This window comes from Ciceribacter sichuanensis (genome assembly GCF_024055605.1).
GTDB classification, from domain to species: domain Bacteria; phylum Pseudomonadota; class Alphaproteobacteria; order Rhizobiales; family Rhizobiaceae; genus Allorhizobium; species Allorhizobium sichuanense.
The window spans coordinates 105,924-124,228 of sequence record NZ_JAMXLX010000001.1 but is presented as its reverse complement, the minus strand read 5'-3'; the positions used below and the strand labels follow the sequence as shown (position 1 = coordinate 124,228).

General features: G+C 60.0%; 17 protein-coding genes and 1 tRNA gene. 7 read left to right on the top strand and 11 right to left on the bottom strand.

Translation table 11 applies throughout. The features are described 5' to 3' along the window. Nucleotides 1-32: 32 nt before the first annotated feature. Nucleotides 33-1,523 (bottom strand): IMP dehydrogenase, encoded by a 1,491-nt coding sequence (gene guaB / locus NBH21_RS00530; RefSeq protein ID WP_250912015.1) that lies wholly within the window; start codon nucleotides 1,521-1,523, stop codon nucleotides 33-35. A gap of 299 nt (nucleotides 1,524-1,822) precedes the next feature. Here guaB and NBH21_RS00525 point away from each other — a divergent pair, with 299 nt between their 5' ends. Further along, nucleotides 1,823-2,134: a DUF1476 domain-containing protein gene (locus NBH21_RS00525; RefSeq protein WP_250912014.1), complete on the top strand. Its 312-nt coding sequence runs from the start codon at nucleotides 1,823-1,825 to the stop codon at nucleotides 2,132-2,134. Between the two features lie 66 nt (nucleotides 2,135-2,200). On the opposite strand, the gene NBH21_RS00520 is transcribed toward NBH21_RS00525, so the two are convergent. Continuing rightward, complete coding sequence (locus NBH21_RS00520) at nucleotides 2,201-3,175, bottom strand: MBL fold metallo-hydrolase (protein WP_425340378.1); 975 nt, start codon at nucleotides 3,173-3,175, stop codon at nucleotides 2,201-2,203. 203 nt (nucleotides 3,176-3,378) lie between these two features. Between NBH21_RS00520 and NBH21_RS00515 the strand changes: the two genes are divergently transcribed. After that, entirely contained in the window at nucleotides 3,379-4,788 is a 1,410-nt protein-coding gene (locus NBH21_RS00515) for an MFS transporter (protein WP_250912012.1), read from the top strand. 14 nt (nucleotides 4,789-4,802) lie between these two features. Here the strand turns inward: NBH21_RS00515 and NBH21_RS00510 are convergent, their stop codons facing one another. From NBH21_RS00510 to NBH21_RS00500, 3 genes are read right to left on the bottom strand one after another with little or no spacing between them, the layout of a single operon-like run. Further along, nucleotides 4,803-5,186 carry a VOC family protein gene (locus NBH21_RS00510; RefSeq protein ID WP_250912011.1) on the bottom strand — a complete coding sequence of 128 codons (384 nt, stop codon included), beginning with the start codon at nucleotides 5,184-5,186 and terminating at the stop codon, nucleotides 4,803-4,805. A 9-nt stretch (nucleotides 5,187-5,195) separates the two neighbouring features. Then, entirely contained in the window at nucleotides 5,196-5,939 is a 744-nt protein-coding gene (locus tag NBH21_RS00505; protein WP_250912010.1) for an RlmE family RNA methyltransferase, read from the bottom strand. Between the two features lie 4 nt (nucleotides 5,940-5,943). Further along, a complete protein-coding gene (locus NBH21_RS00500) occupies nucleotides 5,944-7,566 on the bottom strand; it encodes a Ppx/GppA phosphatase family protein (protein ID WP_280924831.1) in 1,623 nt (540 codons plus the stop codon). Nucleotides 7,567-7,793: 227 nt separating this feature from the next. Here NBH21_RS00500 and NBH21_RS00495 point away from each other — a divergent pair. Together NBH21_RS00495 and NBH21_RS26150 are read left to right on the top strand one after the other, a co-directional pair. Then, nucleotides 7,794-7,867: transfer RNA gene (locus tag NBH21_RS00495), tRNA-Gln, on the top strand. A 263-nt stretch (nucleotides 7,868-8,130) separates the two neighbouring features. After that, nucleotides 8,131-9,303: an SH3 domain-containing protein gene (locus NBH21_RS26150; RefSeq protein WP_250912009.1), complete on the top strand. Its 1,173-nt coding sequence runs from the start codon at nucleotides 8,131-8,133 to the stop codon at nucleotides 9,301-9,303. A 348-nt stretch (nucleotides 9,304-9,651) separates the two neighbouring features. Here the strand turns inward: NBH21_RS26150 and NBH21_RS00485 are convergent, their stop codons facing one another. From NBH21_RS00485 to NBH21_RS00465, 5 genes are read right to left on the bottom strand one after another with little or no spacing between them, the layout of a single operon-like run. Then, nucleotides 9,652-10,611, bottom strand: coding sequence for a glycoside hydrolase family 26 protein (locus NBH21_RS00485; protein ID WP_250912008.1), 960 nt, complete (start codon nucleotides 10,609-10,611; stop codon nucleotides 9,652-9,654). Nucleotides 10,612-10,630: 19 nt separating this feature from the next. Then, on the bottom strand, nucleotides 10,631-11,134 hold the full coding sequence (locus tag NBH21_RS00480) for a DUF995 domain-containing protein (protein ID WP_250912007.1): 504 nt from the start codon (nucleotides 11,132-11,134) through the stop codon (nucleotides 10,631-10,633). Between the two features lie 46 nt (nucleotides 11,135-11,180). Further along, on the bottom strand, nucleotides 11,181-13,058 hold the full coding sequence (locus NBH21_RS00475) for a glycosyltransferase family 2 protein (protein WP_250912006.1): 1,878 nt from the start codon (nucleotides 13,056-13,058) through the stop codon (nucleotides 11,181-11,183). Continuing rightward, complete coding sequence (galE, locus tag NBH21_RS00470) at nucleotides 13,055-14,038, bottom strand: UDP-glucose 4-epimerase GalE (RefSeq protein WP_250912005.1); 984 nt, start codon at nucleotides 14,036-14,038, stop codon at nucleotides 13,055-13,057. Before galE ends, NBH21_RS00475 begins: the two co-directional genes overlap by 4 nt. A 1-nt stretch (nucleotide 14,039) precedes the next feature. Next, nucleotides 14,040-15,032 carry a UDP-glucuronic acid decarboxylase family protein gene (locus tag NBH21_RS00465; protein WP_250912782.1) on the bottom strand — a complete coding sequence of 331 codons (993 nt, stop codon included), beginning with the start codon at nucleotides 15,030-15,032 and terminating at the stop codon, nucleotides 14,040-14,042. Nucleotides 15,033-15,497: 465 nt separating this feature from the next. Between NBH21_RS00465 and NBH21_RS00460 the strand changes: the two genes are divergently transcribed. Beyond that, nucleotides 15,498-15,797, top strand: a complete 300-nt coding sequence (locus NBH21_RS00460; RefSeq protein ID WP_250912004.1) for a hypothetical protein — start codon at nucleotides 15,498-15,500, stop codon at nucleotides 15,795-15,797. Between the two features lie 18 nt (nucleotides 15,798-15,815). Here the strand turns inward: NBH21_RS00460 and NBH21_RS00455 are convergent, their stop codons facing one another. Beyond that, nucleotides 15,816-16,589: a helix-turn-helix transcriptional regulator gene (locus NBH21_RS00455; protein WP_250912003.1), complete on the bottom strand. Its 774-nt coding sequence runs from the start codon at nucleotides 16,587-16,589 to the stop codon at nucleotides 15,816-15,818. A gap of 128 nt (nucleotides 16,590-16,717) precedes the next feature. On the opposite strand from NBH21_RS00455, the gene NBH21_RS00450 reads away from it, so the two are divergent. After that, complete coding sequence (locus NBH21_RS00450) at nucleotides 16,718-16,942, top strand: hypothetical protein (protein ID WP_250912002.1); 225 nt, start codon at nucleotides 16,718-16,720, stop codon at nucleotides 16,940-16,942. A gap of 342 nt (nucleotides 16,943-17,284) precedes the next feature. Further along, nucleotides 17,285-18,292, top strand: coding sequence for an MSCRAMM family adhesin SdrC (locus NBH21_RS00445; RefSeq protein WP_250912001.1), 1,008 nt, complete (start codon nucleotides 17,285-17,287; stop codon nucleotides 18,290-18,292). The last annotated feature ends 13 nt before the right edge of the window (nucleotides 18,293-18,305 follow it).

Below are 18,305 nucleotides of genomic sequence, written 5' to 3'. Positions count from 1 at the left end.
GAATTATCCGGCCGTCCATGAAATTGAAGCGATCAGGCGGCGCCCGGATAGTTGGGGCTTTCGCGGGTGATGGTCACGCCATGCGGATGGCTTTCACGAAGACCGGCGCCGGAAATGCGGACGAAGGTCGCCTTCTCCTGGAAGTCCTTGATGTCGTGACCGCCGACATAGCCCATGGCAGCCTTCAGGCCGCCTGCGAGCTGGTGCAGCACGGCGGAGACCGGACCCTTGTAGGGAACCTGACCCTCGATGCCCTCCGGAACGAGTTTCAGCGTGTCACGCACTTCCGCCTGGAAGTAACGATCAGCGGAACCGCGCGCCATGGCGCCGACGGAACCCATGCCGCGATATGCCTTGAAGGAGCGGCCCTGATAGAGATAGACCTCGCCCGGGCTTTCATCCGTACCGGCGAGCAGCGAGCCCACCATGACAGCCGAGGCACCGGCGGCAATCGCCTTGGCCAGATCGCCGGAGAACTTGATGCCGCCATCGGCGATCACCGGAATGCCGTGCTTTTCGGCTTCCTCGACCGAGGCCATCACGGCTGCAAGCTGCGGCACGCCGACGCCGGCTACGACGCGCGTGGTGCAGATCGAGCCCGGGCCGATGCCGACCTTGATGCCATCGGCACCGGCATCGATGAGGGCGCGGGTGCCGGCGCCGGTCGCGACGTTTCCGGCGATGATGCGAACCGAATTCGACATCTTCTTCACGACCGAGACCGCATCCAGAACCTTCTGTGAATGGCCATGGGCGGTATCGACGACGATGACGTCGACACCCGCCTCGATCAGCCGTTCGGCGCGTTCACGGCCATCGTCACCGGTCGAGATTGCAGCGGCGACGCGCAGGCGGCCATGAAGGTCCTTGGCGGCATTCGGGTTGAGCTGCGACTTCTCGATGTCCTTGACGGTGATGAGGCCGACACAACGGCCGTCATTGTCGACCACCAGCAGCTTTTCGATGCGGTGGGAGTGCAGGAGACGCTTGGCTTCGCTCTGCTCGACACCATCCCGCACGGTGATGAGATTTTCCTTCGTCATCAGCTCGTGGATCTTCTGGGAATGATCGGAAGCGAAGCGCACGTCGCGGTTGGTCAGGATGCCGACGAGACGGCCGGGACGACCGCCATTTTCAACGACCGGGATGCCGGAAATGCCATGCGCCTTCATCAGCGCCAGCGCTTCGGCAAGGGTTGCGTCTGGGCCGATCGTCACCGGATTGACGACCATACCGCTTTCGAACTTCTTGACCTGACGGACTTCCTCGGCCTGTTCGATCGGAGTGAGGTTACGGTGAATGACACCGAGACCGCCGGCTTGGGCCATGGCGATGGCGAGACGGCTTTCCGTGACCGTATCCATGGCGGAGGAAAGAATCGGCAGCGAAAGGTCGATGTCCTTTGCGATCCGGGTTGCGATATTGGTTTGTCCCGGCATGATCTCGGAGTGCCCGGGCTGCAAGAGGACGTCGTCGAAGGTGAGCGCTTCCGCTCCGGTTGCCGAGGTTACGATGCGTGCCATTGCCAATTCCTTCGGTTGAATAGGCAGAATCCTCCGGGAAAGGGGAATCTCCCCCGGACGCTCCTGCATGAAATGCTTGGAAGTTGGCGAGGGCTGGTAACACGTTCATGACAGGAAGGGAATAGGAAAACCTCGGTCGGTACGCATTGCTGACCTGCAAAACCGCAAGCGCATCGCAGGAAGGGCAATTTTGTGCGTTGCAAAAGATTTTACCGATTTTCCAAACCGACCATGAAAGATCTGCCCGTAAGATCGCGGCAGGTTCAAGGACGGACCTGGGGAAACAAGGGGTAAGTACGATGAACAACCTGCAGCAGCGCGCCCGCGCATTCGAAGACCAGTATGCCCACCAGCAGGAAATGCTGTTCAAGGCGGAAGTCCGCCGCAACGTCATGATCGGCAAGTGGGCCGCGGAAGCCATGGGCCGCACCGATGGCGAAGCCTATGCCCGCGAACTGGCGCTGACCCAGGTAAACGAACCGCATCGTCTGCTGGAGCGCCTCCGCCGCGATTTCGAAGCGGCTGGCGTCGAGGTGAAGGAAACCGAAATCCAGAGCCGGATGCTCGACATGCTTCATCGGGCAGCAGACGAACTGCACAATCAGGGTTAAGCCCTCACGACGGTTTCATTCGGAGCTTCAGGCCGGATCAGCTCCGGCCTGAATACCGTTCAGCGTTCAGATGTCGAACTGATAGGCCTTGGGCACGAAGCGATAACCCGTATCGAGCTTCTCGACATAGCCGACAGCAGGGAAAGGCATGTGGTAGCCAAGGAACGCCAGACGATCCGTCGCCACCATGTCGAATACCCGCTTGCGAGTTGCGGCGGCCGCGGCCTTGTCCATGTCGAACTTGACCTCCCAATCCGGACGCTGGAGCGACAGAACGAAATGGTTCGCCGTATCCGCTGCCAGAAGCAGCTGGCGACCCTCCGATTCGAGCCGGTAGATCATGTGACCCGGCGAATGGCCGAAAGCGGCTTCGGCGGTGATCCCGGTGACGACGGAGGCCCCGCCCTCCACAAATGTCGTCTTCTCGGCTAGCGGCTGCACATTGGCGAGCACACCCTTGTGCCCGTTTTCGGCAGGCGTTCCGACACGGGCCGGATCGACCCAGAAATCATACTCCGTCCGCCCCGTCACATAGCGCGCATTCGGGAAGGCCGGTTTTCCGCCCTCCATCAGGCCACCGATGTGATCCCCATGCATATGGGTGAGCACGACGATGGAAACGTCCTCCGGCTTGTAGCCAGCGGCCACCAGCCCCTCGACCAGACGTCCACCACCCTTGGCCCGGGCGCCCTCCCCGAGGCCGGTGTCGAACAGAACGACATCCGAGCCGGTATTGACGAGTACGGGCGAGAAGCTGTTGACGAACCGGTCCTTCGGCAGGAAATTCCGGTCGAGCAGCTCTCCCACAGTCTCCGGCGACTGGTCCGTGCCGAAGGTTTCTCCGGGTGCTCCGGAAGGCATTGCGCCGTCCTTGACCACGACGACCTCGAAACTGCCGAGCTTGAACCCATGGGAGTCCGGCAACACCGCACGGTCAGCCTTCGCAGGCGTAGCGGCCTGCGCCACCGCCGCGCGGGTCATGATCATCGGGGCAGCCAGGGCCGCGAACCCTGCGCTACCAAGCAATACGCGCCTGTTCATTGCTGTCATTACCCACTCCTCTTTCAAACGATCCACGCAGCCGCCGGATGACGGCCATGCGGGCAAGATAGGCAACCCTGTCGTTCGGGAAACCGCCCTCACGCAGACGTGATCCCGCGTGCAGCAACACCATTGGCAGACGCCGCGGCTCCGGCTAAAAGGGCACCGCTTGGCCTTCCCCCGCCGCGCAGGATTCCCGCCTGATGAACCGCATCACCCCGCTCATTCTTGCCGTTGCGCTCTTCATGGAGCAGATGGACTCGACGGTGATTTCCACCGCATTGCCGGCGATTGCGGCCGACCTCGGCGTCGGCCCGATCACGCTGAAGCTGGCGCTTACCTCCTACATGGTGGCGCTTGCGATCTTCATTCCCGTCAGTGGATGGATGGCGGACCGCTACGGGGCGAAGAAGATCTTCCGCGCGGCCATCCTCGTCTTCATCGCCGGCTCCATCCTGTGCGCGACCTCCCAGTCGCTTCTCGCCTTCGTCGGCGCCCGCTTCCTGCAGGGCATGGGCGGCGCGATGATGACGCCCGTCGGGCGTCTCGTGCTGCTTCGAACCACCAAGCGCAGCGAACTCGTCTCCGCCATGGCACTCCTGACCATTCCAGCCCTTGTGGGGCCGTTGACGGGGCCGCCGATCGGCGGCTTCATCACCACCTATTTCAGCTGGCAGTGGATCTTCCTGATCAATGTGCCGATCGGTTTCGCTGGGGTATGGCTGTCCACGATCTATCTTCCGGAAGTACCGCCGACCTCAACCTCGGCGATAGACCTCAAGGGTTTCGTCTATATGGCACTCGCCACCTCAGGCGTGGTATTCGGCCTTTCGGTCGTCAGTCTGCCGGCGCTGCCGCTGCAGGTCGGCTTCGGCGCGGTCGCCATCGGGATCATCAGCGGCATTCTTTACGTTCAGCACGCGAAGCGTCATCCCGCGCCGCTGCTCAATCTCGGGCTCTTCCACAACCGGGCCTTCCGCGCCTCGATCACCGGCGGCACGATCTTCCGCATCTCGACCGGTGCCGTGCCCTTCCTGATGCCGCTGATGCTTCAGCTCGGCTTCGGCATGACGCCCTTCCAGTCCGGTCTCATCACCTTCATCGGGGCAATCGGCGCGATCACCACCAAGTTCATGGCACGGCGCGTCTTTGCCGCGGCCGGCTTTCGTAGCGTGCTGATCGTCGCGGCACTCGGCGGTGCCACGATGACGGCGGCCAATTCCCTCTTCTCGCCCGGCACGCCCCATTATGTGATCATGGGCTTTCTGCTTGTCGCAGGCTTCTGCCGCTCTTTTTTCTTCACCGGCGTCAATTCGCTGGGGTATGCCGATATCGAGGATGAGCAGGCCAGCCAGGCGACCTCCATGAGTTCGGTCATGCAGCAGGTTAGCCTCGCGCTTGGCGTCGCCGTCGCGGCCGCCATTCTCGAGGCTAATATCGCACTTCACGGGCGGGAGCTGTCGCTTGCCGACTTCCACCTTGCCTTCGCGGTCGTCGCAGCGCTCTCGCTTCTGGCGGTGATCCCCTTCGTCGGGCTGGCCCGTGATGCAGGCTCCGCCGTATCAGGCCATCGCCGGCCGGTGGACGTCAGGGAAAACATACCGGTCAAGTAAGGTTTAAGACCGGATTATTCCGGCCGTTCGCAGACGGCGGAGAGCTTGTTGCCGTCGGGATCGCGTACATAAGCGGCGTAGAAATGCGCATGAAAGGGCCTGAGACCCGGCGGGCCGTCATCCGTGCCGCCATTGGCCAAGGCAGCCGCATAAAACGCATCGACCGCCGCACGGGTCACCGCTTCCAGCGCGACCATGGAGCCGTTGCCACGGGTCGCGGGCTTTTGGTCGAAGGGTTTTGTCACCCAGAGACGGCAGCGCACATCGTCATCCGCCCCGTACCCCGCCTCCACCTCGTCCGTCCGCTGACGCTTCAGGCCGAGCGGAGCGAGTGCGGCATCGTAGAAGGGAATGGCGCGGGAGAGGTTATTGGTACCGAGTGTGACGTAAAGCAGCATGGCGGCAGATCATTCGTCGGCTTCGGCCGTCTCGCCTTCCGCATCATGCGGTTCGGAAGCGCGACGCCCCTTGAAGCCCTTGGCCAGCAGGAACATTTCCACCGACTCGGCGCGTGACGACCCCGGTTTGACATGGACGACCTGACGGAAATTCTGCTTCAGCATGGTGAGCAGCTCCTTTTCCGTGCCGCCCTGGAAGGTCTTGGCGAGGAAATGGCCGCCTTCCGCCAGAACCTCGACGGCGAAATGGGCCGCAACCTCGCAGAGATGCATGGTGCGCAGGTGGTCCGTCTTCTGGTGTCCAGTGGTAGGAGCCGCCATGTCCGAAATCACGAGATCCGGCGTGCCGCCAACCGCTTCGATAAGCTGCGCCGGCGCTTCCGGATCGAGGAAGTCGAGCTGCAGAACCTTGACGCCCGGAAGGGGCGCCATTTCGAGGAAATCGATCGCGGCGACGCGGATGTCCTCATCGGTCGAGCCAGTGACATTGGCGGCGATCTGCGACCAGCTTCCGGGAGCGGCACCCAGATCGATGATACGCTTCGCGCCCTTGAGGATCTGATGCTTCTCGTCGATTTCCAGCAGCTTGAAGGCCGCGCGGGCGCGGTAACCCTCGAGCTTTGCCCGCTGCACATAGGGATCGTTGATATGGCGTTCGAGCCAGCGGCGGGACGAGGCCTTGAGCTTGCCCTTCTTGACCTTCTGGCCGAGCTTGCGGCCAGTACGGTTGCCGCCCACGGGTGGTTTGGTCATTGCGTCAGCGCTCCTTATGGGGCCGGCGCGGACGGCCTCGCCGCCACACTCCGTCATCGGCCATCATGTCTGTCAGCAGTCCTTCCCTCAAGCCCCGGTCGGCAACGCGCATGCGGCTCGATGGCCAGCGACGGCGGATCGCCTCCAGAATGGCGCAGCCGGCCAGCACCAGATCGGCACGGTCCGGGCCAATGCACGGGTTGGCGGCGCGTCCCGCATAGTCCCATGACAAAAGCTTTGCCTGCATGGCCGAAACCTCGGCATCCGAAAGCCACAGACCATCCACCTTGCGGCGGTCGTAACGGGGAAGATCGAGATGGACGCCGGCAAGCGTCGTCACCGTTCCGGACGTGCCGATCAAATGGAAACCATCGTCACCCGCATTCGAGCCGAACGCCGGCGGGCAGTCGAACCGCTCCAGCATGCCCTGCACTTCCTGTATCATCGCCTCGAAGACGACAGGCGTGACATCCTTGCCGCCATGGCGCTCCGACAGGGTAACCACGCCGACGGGCAGCGATGTCCAGTGGGTGATATGATTGGCCAGACGGCTCGAACGATTCTCACCGATGCGAATGACCGCGATCTCAGACGAGCCCCCACCGATATCGAAGAGCACCACCGAACGCGCCTCGCGTCCAACCAACGAGGAGCAGCCGGATACGGCAAGACGCGCTTCCGTCTCGCGATTGATGATTTCGAGTTCCAGCCCCGTTTCGACCGTGACGCGCGCCAGAAACTCCTCGCCGTTCTCCGCCGCACGGCAGGCCTCGGTCGCGATGAGCCGCATCCGCCTGATCTGGCGGCCGGCAAGCTTTCCGGCGCAGACGCGCAACGCCTCGACGGCCCGGTCCATCGCTTCCGCGGAAAGTCGGCCATTGGCCGCAAGCCCTTCCCCCAGGCGGACAATCCGTGAGAAGGCATCGACGACGCGAAACTGACCCGGACGCGTCGGCTGAGCGATCAACAGGCGGCAATTGTTGGTGCCGAGATCAAGCGCGGCATAGAGATCATCCGGCCATTGCTCATGGCCCGACGCTCCCCTCGCCCGCTCCGCCTGGTGTTGCGGATTGCGGCGGCCACCGTGGTGGTGGTGATCGGCGGAGTGATGCGGACGGGGATGATGATGAGGTTGGGCAGGTGCCGTTTCCGGCGTCGCCTGCCGTGTGGATGCGGCTTGTGGCTGGGCACCGGCAGGTGCCAGCGGACGCACATGCGTACCACGACGGTTGCGGCTTCGACGGCGCTTCTTGCCCGCGCGGCCATCGGCAGCGGGTGCATCATTCGTCATGATCTTGTCGGAAGTAGCCTTCTCGACCGCTTGCGCTGCAATCGCCTCGGAACCCTTATGGCCCGAACGATTTCGCCGACGCTTCTTGCGCTTGCGGACTGGGCCATCGGTCGCGTCGATATCGGAACGTCGCGTAGCAGCCGCCTGATTCGCAGCATGCTCCAAAGCCTGAGAGACAGCACCCGCCTGCGGCGCTGCACCCCTCTTGGCCTTGCCGCGCCGGCGGGATCCCCCACCTTTGCGCTTACCCGTCGACGCCCCCTCGTTTGGCGGCCTCTGGCCGCGATCGGGGTCTGTCACTGTCTTGCCCATCGCGCCGCGCAAAGGCTCCGACATTAGCCGAAGTCATGCTGCAGGCGCCTTTTCGATTTTCGTTGGCAAAATGATATCAGCGAGCGGCCTATTAGCCAAACTGTTTTTACTACTGTTTCGAACACCTTGCCCTCACCGTCACCGACGGTGTTATTTTTTTGCAAAGTTTTTTCAAAACGGGTATTTGCAAGCCGCAATCTTTTTGGTTATAAGCCCGCTCACCGACGGACGCCCAAGGCGCTTCGCTCCGTTGGGGAATAGTTCAATGGTAGAACAGCGGACTCTGACTCCGTCGATCTTGGTTCGAATCCAGGTTCCCCAGCCAATTCTCCTATTAGCATCAAAAATCAGATGGTTAGCAGGCGCTGCGTACCTCAAATAGTACCGCTGAATGTACTCTGTCCGTAAAAAATTTCTCCTTCAGTTGCTGATCCTACAGCGTTGGCGGCGCGAGGGAAAGCAGACCGCTTCGTGCATATGCTCTTTACCGGGCGCTTGCCCTGACGACAGGAACGTACGCTGCGCTCGCAGATTGACCCAGCAACAGCTGCTTGGGTACACTGCAACCCAAGGCAGATGGGGGATCGAGTGTATTTCGTTCACATGTTGTTGGGTGCTGTCGGGCTCATTTCAGTCTGTCAGCCGAGTTGGGCGATAACTGTTTCGGTCGAGGACATCGATCAAACGACATCTTACATTCTCGTCTCCGGTGTGTTCGAGCCATCCGACAATCTGACGACATTTGTTCAGGCGGTTCAGAGGCTGGGCGGCAAAGGTTCGACCGTTGTGTTCAAGTCACCCGGTGGAAATCCTTCCAAGGCAATCGAGCTTGGGCGTTTGATTCGGTCGCTCGGTCTTTCCACGCTTCAGCCCCGTTCTCTCGAATGTGTTTCCGCATGTGCCCTGGCCTTCATGGGCGGAGTGTCGCGCTACGCCGAAACCGGTTCCATAGGCGTCCACAAGTCCTCATTCTCCGACGTTTCCGGCATCTCCGTCGATGACGCCGTCTCCTACATCCAGCACCAAACTGCCGAGACCATCGCCTATTTGACCGAGATGGGCGTAGACCCCGGGCTGTTGCAGTTATCCTTGCGATATGAGCGGGACGACATGCGGTATCTGTCGAAGAGCGAGATGGCGCAGTATCGCGTGACTACGGGCGAGGTGAGCGCCCCTCAGACTTCGCTGTCAGCAGAGCCTCCAAGTCCAAGCGTACCCAATCAGCCAACCACGGCAGGTGCAGCGCTTCCCGATTACAGGATCGCAGCGGATGATGCTCGCTTTACCATCCCTCTCGCCACCAGCGGGGCCCTGAGAGTTCCGAAAGGCAAAGAATTCCTGCGCGCTGCCGAAGACCAATCTTCTGCAAAGATCATGGCCATCAGCAACGGAGAACCCGTCGAGATCGTGGGAGTCGGTGAGCGCTGGTATCGGGTCAAGGTAAAAGGGAGGACGGGTTACCTCCACCACAATTGGGTTCGGGTGGACCAGTTCATCCAAAAGCCGTTCGGTGACCGGTTCATTCAAGTGAAGAGCTTCGACAATTTCGAAGAAGCACAGAGCTATGTGAAGGCCTCCCAGCTTCCACTCGTTGCTTTCCTGGCGACGAACAAATGGTATGCCATCGCCCTTGAAGACACGTTGCCGGTCGATAAAGCCACGCAACTGCTAAGAGGCCTGAAAGAGCGGTCGCTTGTTCCTGACGATGCCTTCGTGACTGTTGGGAACACCTACGTAAACGAGGTCTGCTGCCGCCGTTGAAACGCCGCGGATTTCGTCGGTATCTGGCCCCCGCTCGTTCAGCCTGCTAGCGCGTCGATATGAATGCCATCCGCTTCACGCCTCCCCAAGCGCTCCTCACCCGCGTGACGCATGGGCAGCGTTTGAAGCTGTAGTACTGCTGGAACCTAAACATCAGCAGTTTGCCAATCAGCCCCCCCCACACATTTGCGGGATGACCGTCCCAGTATGCCGCAGGCTTGCACCATGCCGGGGAGGAGGTCAGACCTTGGCGATAAACACAAACAGGCCGGAGCAATCGATAAAGTTGCTCCGGCCTTACTCACCGCCCCTCATTTCCCCCGACGGCAAGCAGAGAGCGTTTTTCGGTCAGTTGGTCGCCTGACCCCGGACCACGCGCCAGTCGGGCCGGCCGAGGTTGAAGGGCCATGCGTGCACGTCACGGTCGTTGAAGTAGACGACTTCGACGAGTTCAGGGAATTCATCCCGTTTCAGCGTGGCCTCCTGCATCCAGGGGGTGATGTAGCCATCGCTTCCTTCGTAGCCGAATTCGGCGACCCAGACCGGTTTGCCGTAGCCTTCGACCAGATCGTATCCCTGCTTCAGGCTCTGCGGGAAGTTGCGCGGCGCGCCATAGGCGCGCTCGTCATATCCCTCAAGGCCGAAGACAGAGAGGCCTACCTGATCGACATAGTTGTCGCCTGGATAGTAGGCCGTGAGGTTCGGCAGTCCCTTCGGCGACCACATGCGCTCCGCCTTCGGGGCCTCCTGCCGCAGGATGTCCATCATCCGCCTGTAAGCGGTGATGTAATCCTGCGGCGCCCACCCGGCCCATGAAAAGCGACCCGAAGTATCTTCCATTTCCTGGCCCCAGCGCACGATGACCGGGCTCTTCATCTGGCCGATCAACGCTGCGATGGTGCGCATGTTGACGTCATAGTCACCGCGCATCACCTTTTGCCGCAGCTGGCCCGAGGTGAGGCGCCATCCCACGTCCCATGACCAGGGTTCGATGGTAATCAGCAGGTTGCGGTTCCTTTCCTGCGCATAGGTATCGGCAAGCTTCAGCGAGTCGAGATCGACGTCTTCCCACGGCAGGAAGAGCCCTTCCGTCGAGACGTTCTGCTGACTTGCGAAATCCCCGTGTGGATCATAGGCGCCGAAGCGGATACCGCCATCGTGGACGACGGGCCTCTTGTCCCGAATGGTCTGGGCTGTTGAATTGGCGAGGCCGCCAACACCCTGCGCCCGCGTCAGCGGATAGGAACCGGCGACGACCAACGACGTGACCGCCGTTGTCAGCAGGGTTCTTCTCTTTATGTTTTTCATCGCATTCCTCCTTCCCTCTTCAATTTGCCGCCAGGTTTTTCTTGAGATCGAACGCGCGGCGGCTGATCGTGTCGGCTGCAATCAGCCTGCGGAACTCGTCGCTGGTTCTTGGCGATGCATGGCGGAATACATACCAGTGACCAAAGGGGTGGCGACGCTGGTAGATCGTGTCGCCTACCTTGACGTGGCCGAAACAGGTGGCCGCCCGACCGGCACCGTTACTTGCCGTCCATTTGGCAAAGATGCAGAGCTTGCCGTTGTTATCGACGGCCCACCTGCCCTCGCCGAGGGACGCCTTGCCCTTCTCGTCGGTATAGGCGACGAAACGGCGTCCCTTGGTGTCGAAGCGGCCTCCGCCCGTGCCCCACACCCAGGTCTTGCCGCTGTAGATCGCAGTCAGCTCGGCCGCGCTCAACGGCTCGACCTTCTTCTGCGACGTGGCGCTGGTGGCAAAGGCGGCTGCCGGCAAGAACAGGGCGAGCGCCAGGCACGTGATGCCGCCGTTCCTCAGGTATTTCTTCATTGTACCCTCCCTTTCTACAAATGCGCACGAGCGGTCCGGCCCTGCGCTACGCATTGGGTTCAATTGCATGCCTGCTTTCCGGCTGAGCGGCGCGGAAACCGTTCCAGCGCAGATGGAATTTCACCGTTTTCGTCTTGCCGCCGAAGCCGGCGCCGGCGACGGTGAACTGGGTCTTGGTCACACTGAAAACATTCTGCCCATGGGCCAGAGCCTCAAGCGAGCCGACACCATGTTGACCGAGTTCAGCACCGCTGACGCCGACCACAAGCACGCAACTCGCCAGCACGAGCCCGACGCCACCGGAGCGCGATACCGCGCGAAAACCGTTCTCGAAGGCATGACGCGTGACGATCAGGCCGGCAGCCATCGCATAGACCACGGCATTGATGCAGACGAAGATGTAGAAGCCGCGTGCGGCGCTGTCGGTCGCGGCGAACGCCATGGCAGCTGCGGAAAAGCCGGCCAGCACGGCATAAGGCGTGAGTATGCGAACCGGCAGCAGCCGCACTTCCTGCTTGCCCTTGGGCGTGATGCGGAAATCGACGAAGCTGCGGGTGATGCGGTCGCGAACGGCGAGCAACGTTCCGGCAAGCGACCACGGCCAGCGCAACAGGATGAACGCGATACCTTCCCAGCCGAACAGCTTGGCATCATGGGGACGATAGGTCCCGCTTCGCCTCCAGAAGATGGCGAGACCGATCAGCACCAGGGAAACCGGCGCGAAATGGACGAGGAAATCCGGATAGCTGACGTTGACGAAGACCTTGCCAGTCAGAAGCGCCACCAGCGGCATCGCAAACATCAGCGCCATGAAGCCGGAAAACAACGGATACCAGAGCTGCGAGAAAATGAACAGGAACTTCAGCCGCGGCGGCAGCTTGCGGACCAGAGGTGCCGAATACTGTAGCAGAAGCGTCGTGAGGCTGCGCGACCACTGGAATTCCTGCACGCAGAGATCGGCAAAAGTTTCCGGCCCGTCGCCATGGGCGATCGCGTCGATCGCATGCACGCCGCGCCAGCCTCCGGCATTCATCATCAGCGTGGTCGAATGGTCTTCGGCCAGTTCCGGGCCGAGGCCGCCGATCTCGCGCAGCGCCTTCGTGCGCACCGCATAATGCGAGCCGATGCAGAGCGGCGCCCAGCCATTGTTGTAGCCCACCTGCAATGCGCCATGCAGGCTCGCTTCGGCATAAAGCCGTCCACGCGCAGCCCAGCTCGATGCGGCATTGGCGTCGCAGATGCTCGGCGCAGAAACGTAACCCACCGCCGGATCCGAGAAGGGACGGATCACCTCCTGCAGATAGTCCGGATCGGGCACATGATCGGCATCGAACTGCGCGACGAAATCATAGCGGTCATAGCCGTAACGATCATAGAAATAGGCGAGATTGCCTTCCTTGCAGCGCGTGCGGCGAGGCCATTCGGCGCGGTGATATTCGGCAACGCCCTTGCGTGTAGAGACAAAGATCCCGTGTTCACCGCACCAGCGTCTGGTTTCGTCGTCGGGATCCTCGTCGGCCAGCCAGATGTCGAAGTCGAGACCGCGCTGCGACAGCATGGCGGAAAGCGTCTTGCGCACGACCTCGAAAGGTTCCGACGGAACCTTGGTGACGACCATGGCGACGCGACCGCTTGGCAGAGGTACGGATCGCCGCATGCGCTTCGCATTGAAGAAGATCAGGATGAAATAGGCCGGGATGAGCGATATCCAGGCCATGACCAGCGTGATCAAGGCAAATGACAGCCAGCCGATGACATGTGATGGATCGAACCACCAGATCCAGAAGTTGGCGAGCGCCCCGAACCAGCAGAGCATACCGAGAAGGTAGACGAACCGGGCCTTGCCACGGAACACCGGCTCCATCGCCCCGTCCGGGACACCCTTCCTGTCAGTAGCCAGGCCGATCTTCGGGACCGCGCTCATCGAACCACCTCCAGGCCGAAGGTGGGGCTGGCCGTGCGGATGATCGTGTCGATATCCGAAAGGCGTGGCGTAAAACCGAGCTTGATACGTGCGCTCGCGGTATCCGCGAAGAGGACCGGCGGATCGCCGGGCCGCCGCGGCTTGAACGTGACCGGAACCCGCCGACCGGTAATCCGGTCGATTGCCTGCAGGACTTCGTCGATCGAGGTGCCCTGGCCGGATCCGAGATTGAGACGCAGCGTCTCGCCGCCATTCGCCAGATGGCGGACCGCCGCCACATGGGCATCGGCCAGGTCGCAGACGTGGATATAGTCGCGAATGCAGGTGCCGTCGTCGGTCGGGTAGTCCTGACCGAAGATCTCCAGCCGGTCGAGCAGGCCGGCAGCTGCCAGCAAGGCACGCGGAATGAGATGTGTCTCCGGCTCATGTCGCTCGGAGAGCTCGCCATCGGGATCGGCCCCGGCAGCGTTGAAGTAGCGCAGGACGACGAAGTTCAGGCCATAGGCCTGAGCATAGTCGTCGAGCGCCATTTCGAAGATCAGTTTGGTGCGACCATAAGGGTTGACCGGTTCCTGAACACTGTCTTCGCGGATCGGCAGCTGCTCGGGAATGCCGTATGTCGCGCAGCTGCTGGAAAAGACGATCCTGCCGATGCCTGCCGCGAGGCAGGCATCGAGCAGGCTGAGGCCCGCTGCCACATTGTTACGGTAGTATTTTTGCGGGTTGGTGACGGATTCCCCGACATAGGCATTGGCAGCGCAGTGGATCACGCAATCGGGCGTGAACCTATCGAAAGCCGCCCGCAACGCTCCGCCATCCGAGATATCGGCCTCGATCAGCGGTCCCCACCGGACCGCATCCGCGTGTCCGGTGGAAAGGTTGTCGTAGGCCACCGGGATGAAGCCCGAATGGGAAAGTGCCTTGCAGATATGGCTGCCGATGAAGCCGGCGCCTCCGGTAACGAGAACGGTGCGGGACATCTCACAATGCCTCCGCGGGTTCGCGTCCTTCCGTAGCAGTCCGGCCGATCACGGCGTCGAAGTAACGGATGGTCTTTTCCAGACCGTCCCTCAACGACACGCGCGGCCGCCAGCCGAGTTCTTGCGCCGCCCGGGAAATATCGGGCCGGCGCTGCTTCGGATCGTCGATAGCCGCAGCAAGATGCACGATGCGCGACCGGGAGTTGGTCAGATCGCGGATCAGCTCGGCGAGCTGAAGAACCGGGATTTCGACCGGATTGCCGAGATTGATAGGCCCGTTGCAATCGCTGCCGGCGCCGGAGAAGCGCATGAAGGCCTCGATCAGGTCATCGACGTAGCAGAGCGAGCGGGTCTGGTGACCATCGCCATAAATGGTCATGTCCTGGTTCTGCAGTGCCTGAACGATGAAGTTCGAGACGACACGCCCGTCATCCAGGCGCATGCGCGGTCCATAGGTGTTGAAGATACGACCGACCTTGATATCGACGCCATACTTGCGGTGATAGTCGAAGAACAGCGTCTCGGCGCAACGCTTGCCCTCGTCATAGCATCCTCGCGGCCCGATCGGATTGACGTTGCCGCAATAGCTTTCCTGCTGCGGATGCTGGAGCGGATCACCATAGACCTCGGAGGTCGATGATTGCACCACGATTGCGCTATTGCGCCGGGCAAGATCGAGCGCGTTCAGCGCCCCGAGCACGCCGGTCAGCAACGTGCCGACCGGGTCGCGCTGGTAGTCCGGCGGCGATGCCGGCGAGGCAAAATTGAAAATAAGCGAGGCATCGACGTCGTACGGATCGCGCACGTCATGTTCCATGACGCGGAAACCCGGATTCGACAGAAGGTGCCGGACATTTTCCCGGCGCCCGGTCGAAAAATCATCGCAACAGATGACGCTGTGACCGGCATCCAGCAGGCGTTCGCAAAGATGCGAGCCCAGGAAGCCGGCGCCACCATTGACGAGAACCATGCGAGGAAAAGGTCCGGACGACATATCCAGCGAAGGAGAACCATCGGAGAAGAGCTTACGCATTACACACACCCCCAGCCTCAGGGCCACAAACAAACACCCTGAACGCGACCCAGTGAACACTATACTCCACAAGACTTAGTTCCGATGTACCAAAATGGTACATGTATATTCTGAAGAAAATTCAGAAGTTAAGCTTGCGTAAACACAAATACGCTCCAGTTTTCTATTTCGGTCAACGCCTATTTTCGCAAAAATCCGATATGATTATGCGTACTACTTTATGGTTATATATAATTAACCATAAAGCTTGAGATGTCAGGCGCGGTGAGCTTTCCTCACCCATTGTCAGGAATTTCTAATACACGCCTGTCAAAATCCGCCCGAATCGGTCACACTGATCGTGGATGTGACCGACGGCGGAGGTAACACGTGCGGGGATATATGAAGGCGAGCGGCAGACGCTCGGGTGGAATGCTCGGGTTGAGCATGGCAGGTGCGATCACGGTTGCGTCGATGTCGCTTGCGTCGTGCTCCATCGCAGACGCCGAGATCGCGACCAACGAGCCCCAGCCGAAGAAACTGCAAGAAGAAACGATCCGCAAAACGCGGTCGAATACGGAAGCATACGGCTACAGCAGCTCCGACGGGATGCGACAGGCGAGCGCCGACGACAACATCGGTGAGGTGCCGCGAGCCCGGGAGACGAAAACCGCCTACCTGGGCTCTGCGCCATATATATGTTCACCCAGCGGCTTCGGACAGAAGTCGCGCTGCTTCCTTCGCTGAGACCAACTCAAGGCAGGGTTAGTTCTGCCGCCTTCCCTGGCCACTCGTCGCCCTGTCATTGTTGAAGAAGCGCGAGGCCGCTTCGGTGCGATTGCGCACGTGCATCTTCTTATAGATGTTCCGGATATGGACCTTCACGGTGTTTTCCGAGAGGTTGAGCCGGTCGGCAATGATCTTGTTCTGCGTCCCCTCGCAAATGAGATCGAGGATCTGGACTTCCCTCGTGGTGAGAGCCGCCATATCCCCGTTCGGCAGGGTGAGGGTGTTCGATCTTGCCGCCGTGACAAGACCGCTTTCATATGAAGCCTCTACCAAGGGCGCCTCGCTGCTCAACCGCTGGAGAAGAGCCGAAGGGAAATGCTCCCCACCCTTCGCAAGCAGATCGACTGCGGCGAGAAATACATCAAGCCGCAGGTTGAGCGGCAAAATCCCATCAATTGTGCGGGCTTCGGCAAGATTGCGATAGTAGGCGTCTAACTGCCCCACGCCATCGACAACGATACCGATCGAAGCGCCATCCTCATCACGCCGCAATCTCTGAAGGACTTCCTGTATATCTGCGGAGGAAAGACGATAAAGCAAGATCAGACTTGCCTCATTTTCCTCGTTTTCGCTTACATCCCGCATGGTGGAGCGAACTATAATGTCATGATTTGGGAATTTTCTGGAAAGAACCTCGGCCAGGCACTCGGCCAAAAGATCTTGCTTCGCAATCATCAGTATAGAATGCCCTTGAACCACCCCTGGCATATGACGTGCGGGTTCACTTATATGTGACTCAGTCATAAACATACATGCCTCCCCTTGGCGTTAGCTTACTCGTTACATGTAGATCCGCGGGGGAGCCGCTTCTGGCCCCCAATCCCTTCATTGTTTTAATTATTAGTTAATTATGTTAGTTCGAAATACGGGGATTTGAAATGACCATTTTGGGTTATTCGGCGTCAAAAAAACCACAAACGCGGGCAAAACGCGACTTTTTTGGGCATGCGCGGACATTCTCCACAGATTTTCTCTCATCCGCATTTTTCGCTTCCCCCTTGGTTTTTACTGGAATTTTTGCCGCAGCCATGAGCCCGCAAAAGGTGCGCGCAAGGCTAACCATCGCAACCAAAAGTGTTTTCCGCTCCTCTCAGCACTCCTGACTAATCCGATTTCGTAGCTAGGAACGGTTCGCGTTTTCCTGTTGAGTTTATGTATCAGAAGAGGGCAGGTGTGGTCTCGATAGTAAATCAGTCCGAGAACAAGAAAGCCCTACCCATCTGATCAAGAATGCCAAACAAAAATGCTTGGCCCGTTGTGCATATGCACTTCGGAAAAGGGAGAGTGCGTCTTGAGGATATTCAAAATCCCCGAAACGAATTAGCTGCTGCGGATGATTTCGTACGCCGTACGTCTGCAGTCAACAACAATACGGAGCAAGCGCGAAACAGATCCCATTTGAGATGAGAGGGATTTTCGAATGCTGCTCCAATTTTTTTGGAGGAATGAAGATGTCTTATAACTATGATCCGAAGGGCGACGAGACCAATGTCGGCGCCCTGGCTGATGGCTTTGCCAACAGCGCGATCAACTCCACGGAAGTGGATGACGGTTCGACCGGCTATGTCGGCGGCGTTGCCAATGGCGACAACCGTGACAATACCGACAACAGCATCGACACGGACAACAGCGTCGACGTTGATGTCGACTCCAAGATCGACGTGGATGTCGCGACCGACAACGGCAACAACCGCGACAACGAATATGACTGGAGCTACGACAGCAAGTCCTATTCGAACACCGAAACCGATACCGACATCAAGACGATCACGGACAACGACACCACGACCGTGTCGGACAGCTACAATTCCTCCGATTACGACTGGAGCTATGACAGCAAGTCCTACTCCAACACCGAAACCGATATCGACACCGACATCAAAACGGTGACCGATACCGACACCGATATCAAGACGACCACCGACAGCTTCAATATCACCACGAGCGACAGCTTCAATTCATCCGATAATGATTTCGGCCAGCTCGACAATGTCCATGACTTCGGCAATCTCGGCATCGCCGGCGGCGACCTGACCTTCGAAATCGGTGACGACTTCTCGTTCACGCTCAACGTCGACAACATCCTGAATGACTCGCTCAACGGCGCCGGCAACGACAGCGGCTTCAGCGCGGTTCAGGCAAGCCACCTCGCCGACCAGGATACGGCCTGGGAAGTCCGCATGGAAAATGGCGGTGCCCAGAACTATCTGAACGCCAATGGTGGCACTGCCGACAGCAGCGAAGGGATGCAACTCGACGCCAAGGGCTGGGATCTTACCGCTGGCGACGATGTCTCCGGCGCGAGCACGGCCGATGCTTCGGCGATCCTTGCCAACTCGGGCTTCCACTTCGAGTTCGTCCAGGGTGCGAATCTGCTGAGCAACACGATCGACAGCAGCGTCATCGGCGGCGACTCCTACGTCACCAACACCGGCGAGGACACGGGCGCCTGACAGTTCCCCCCCA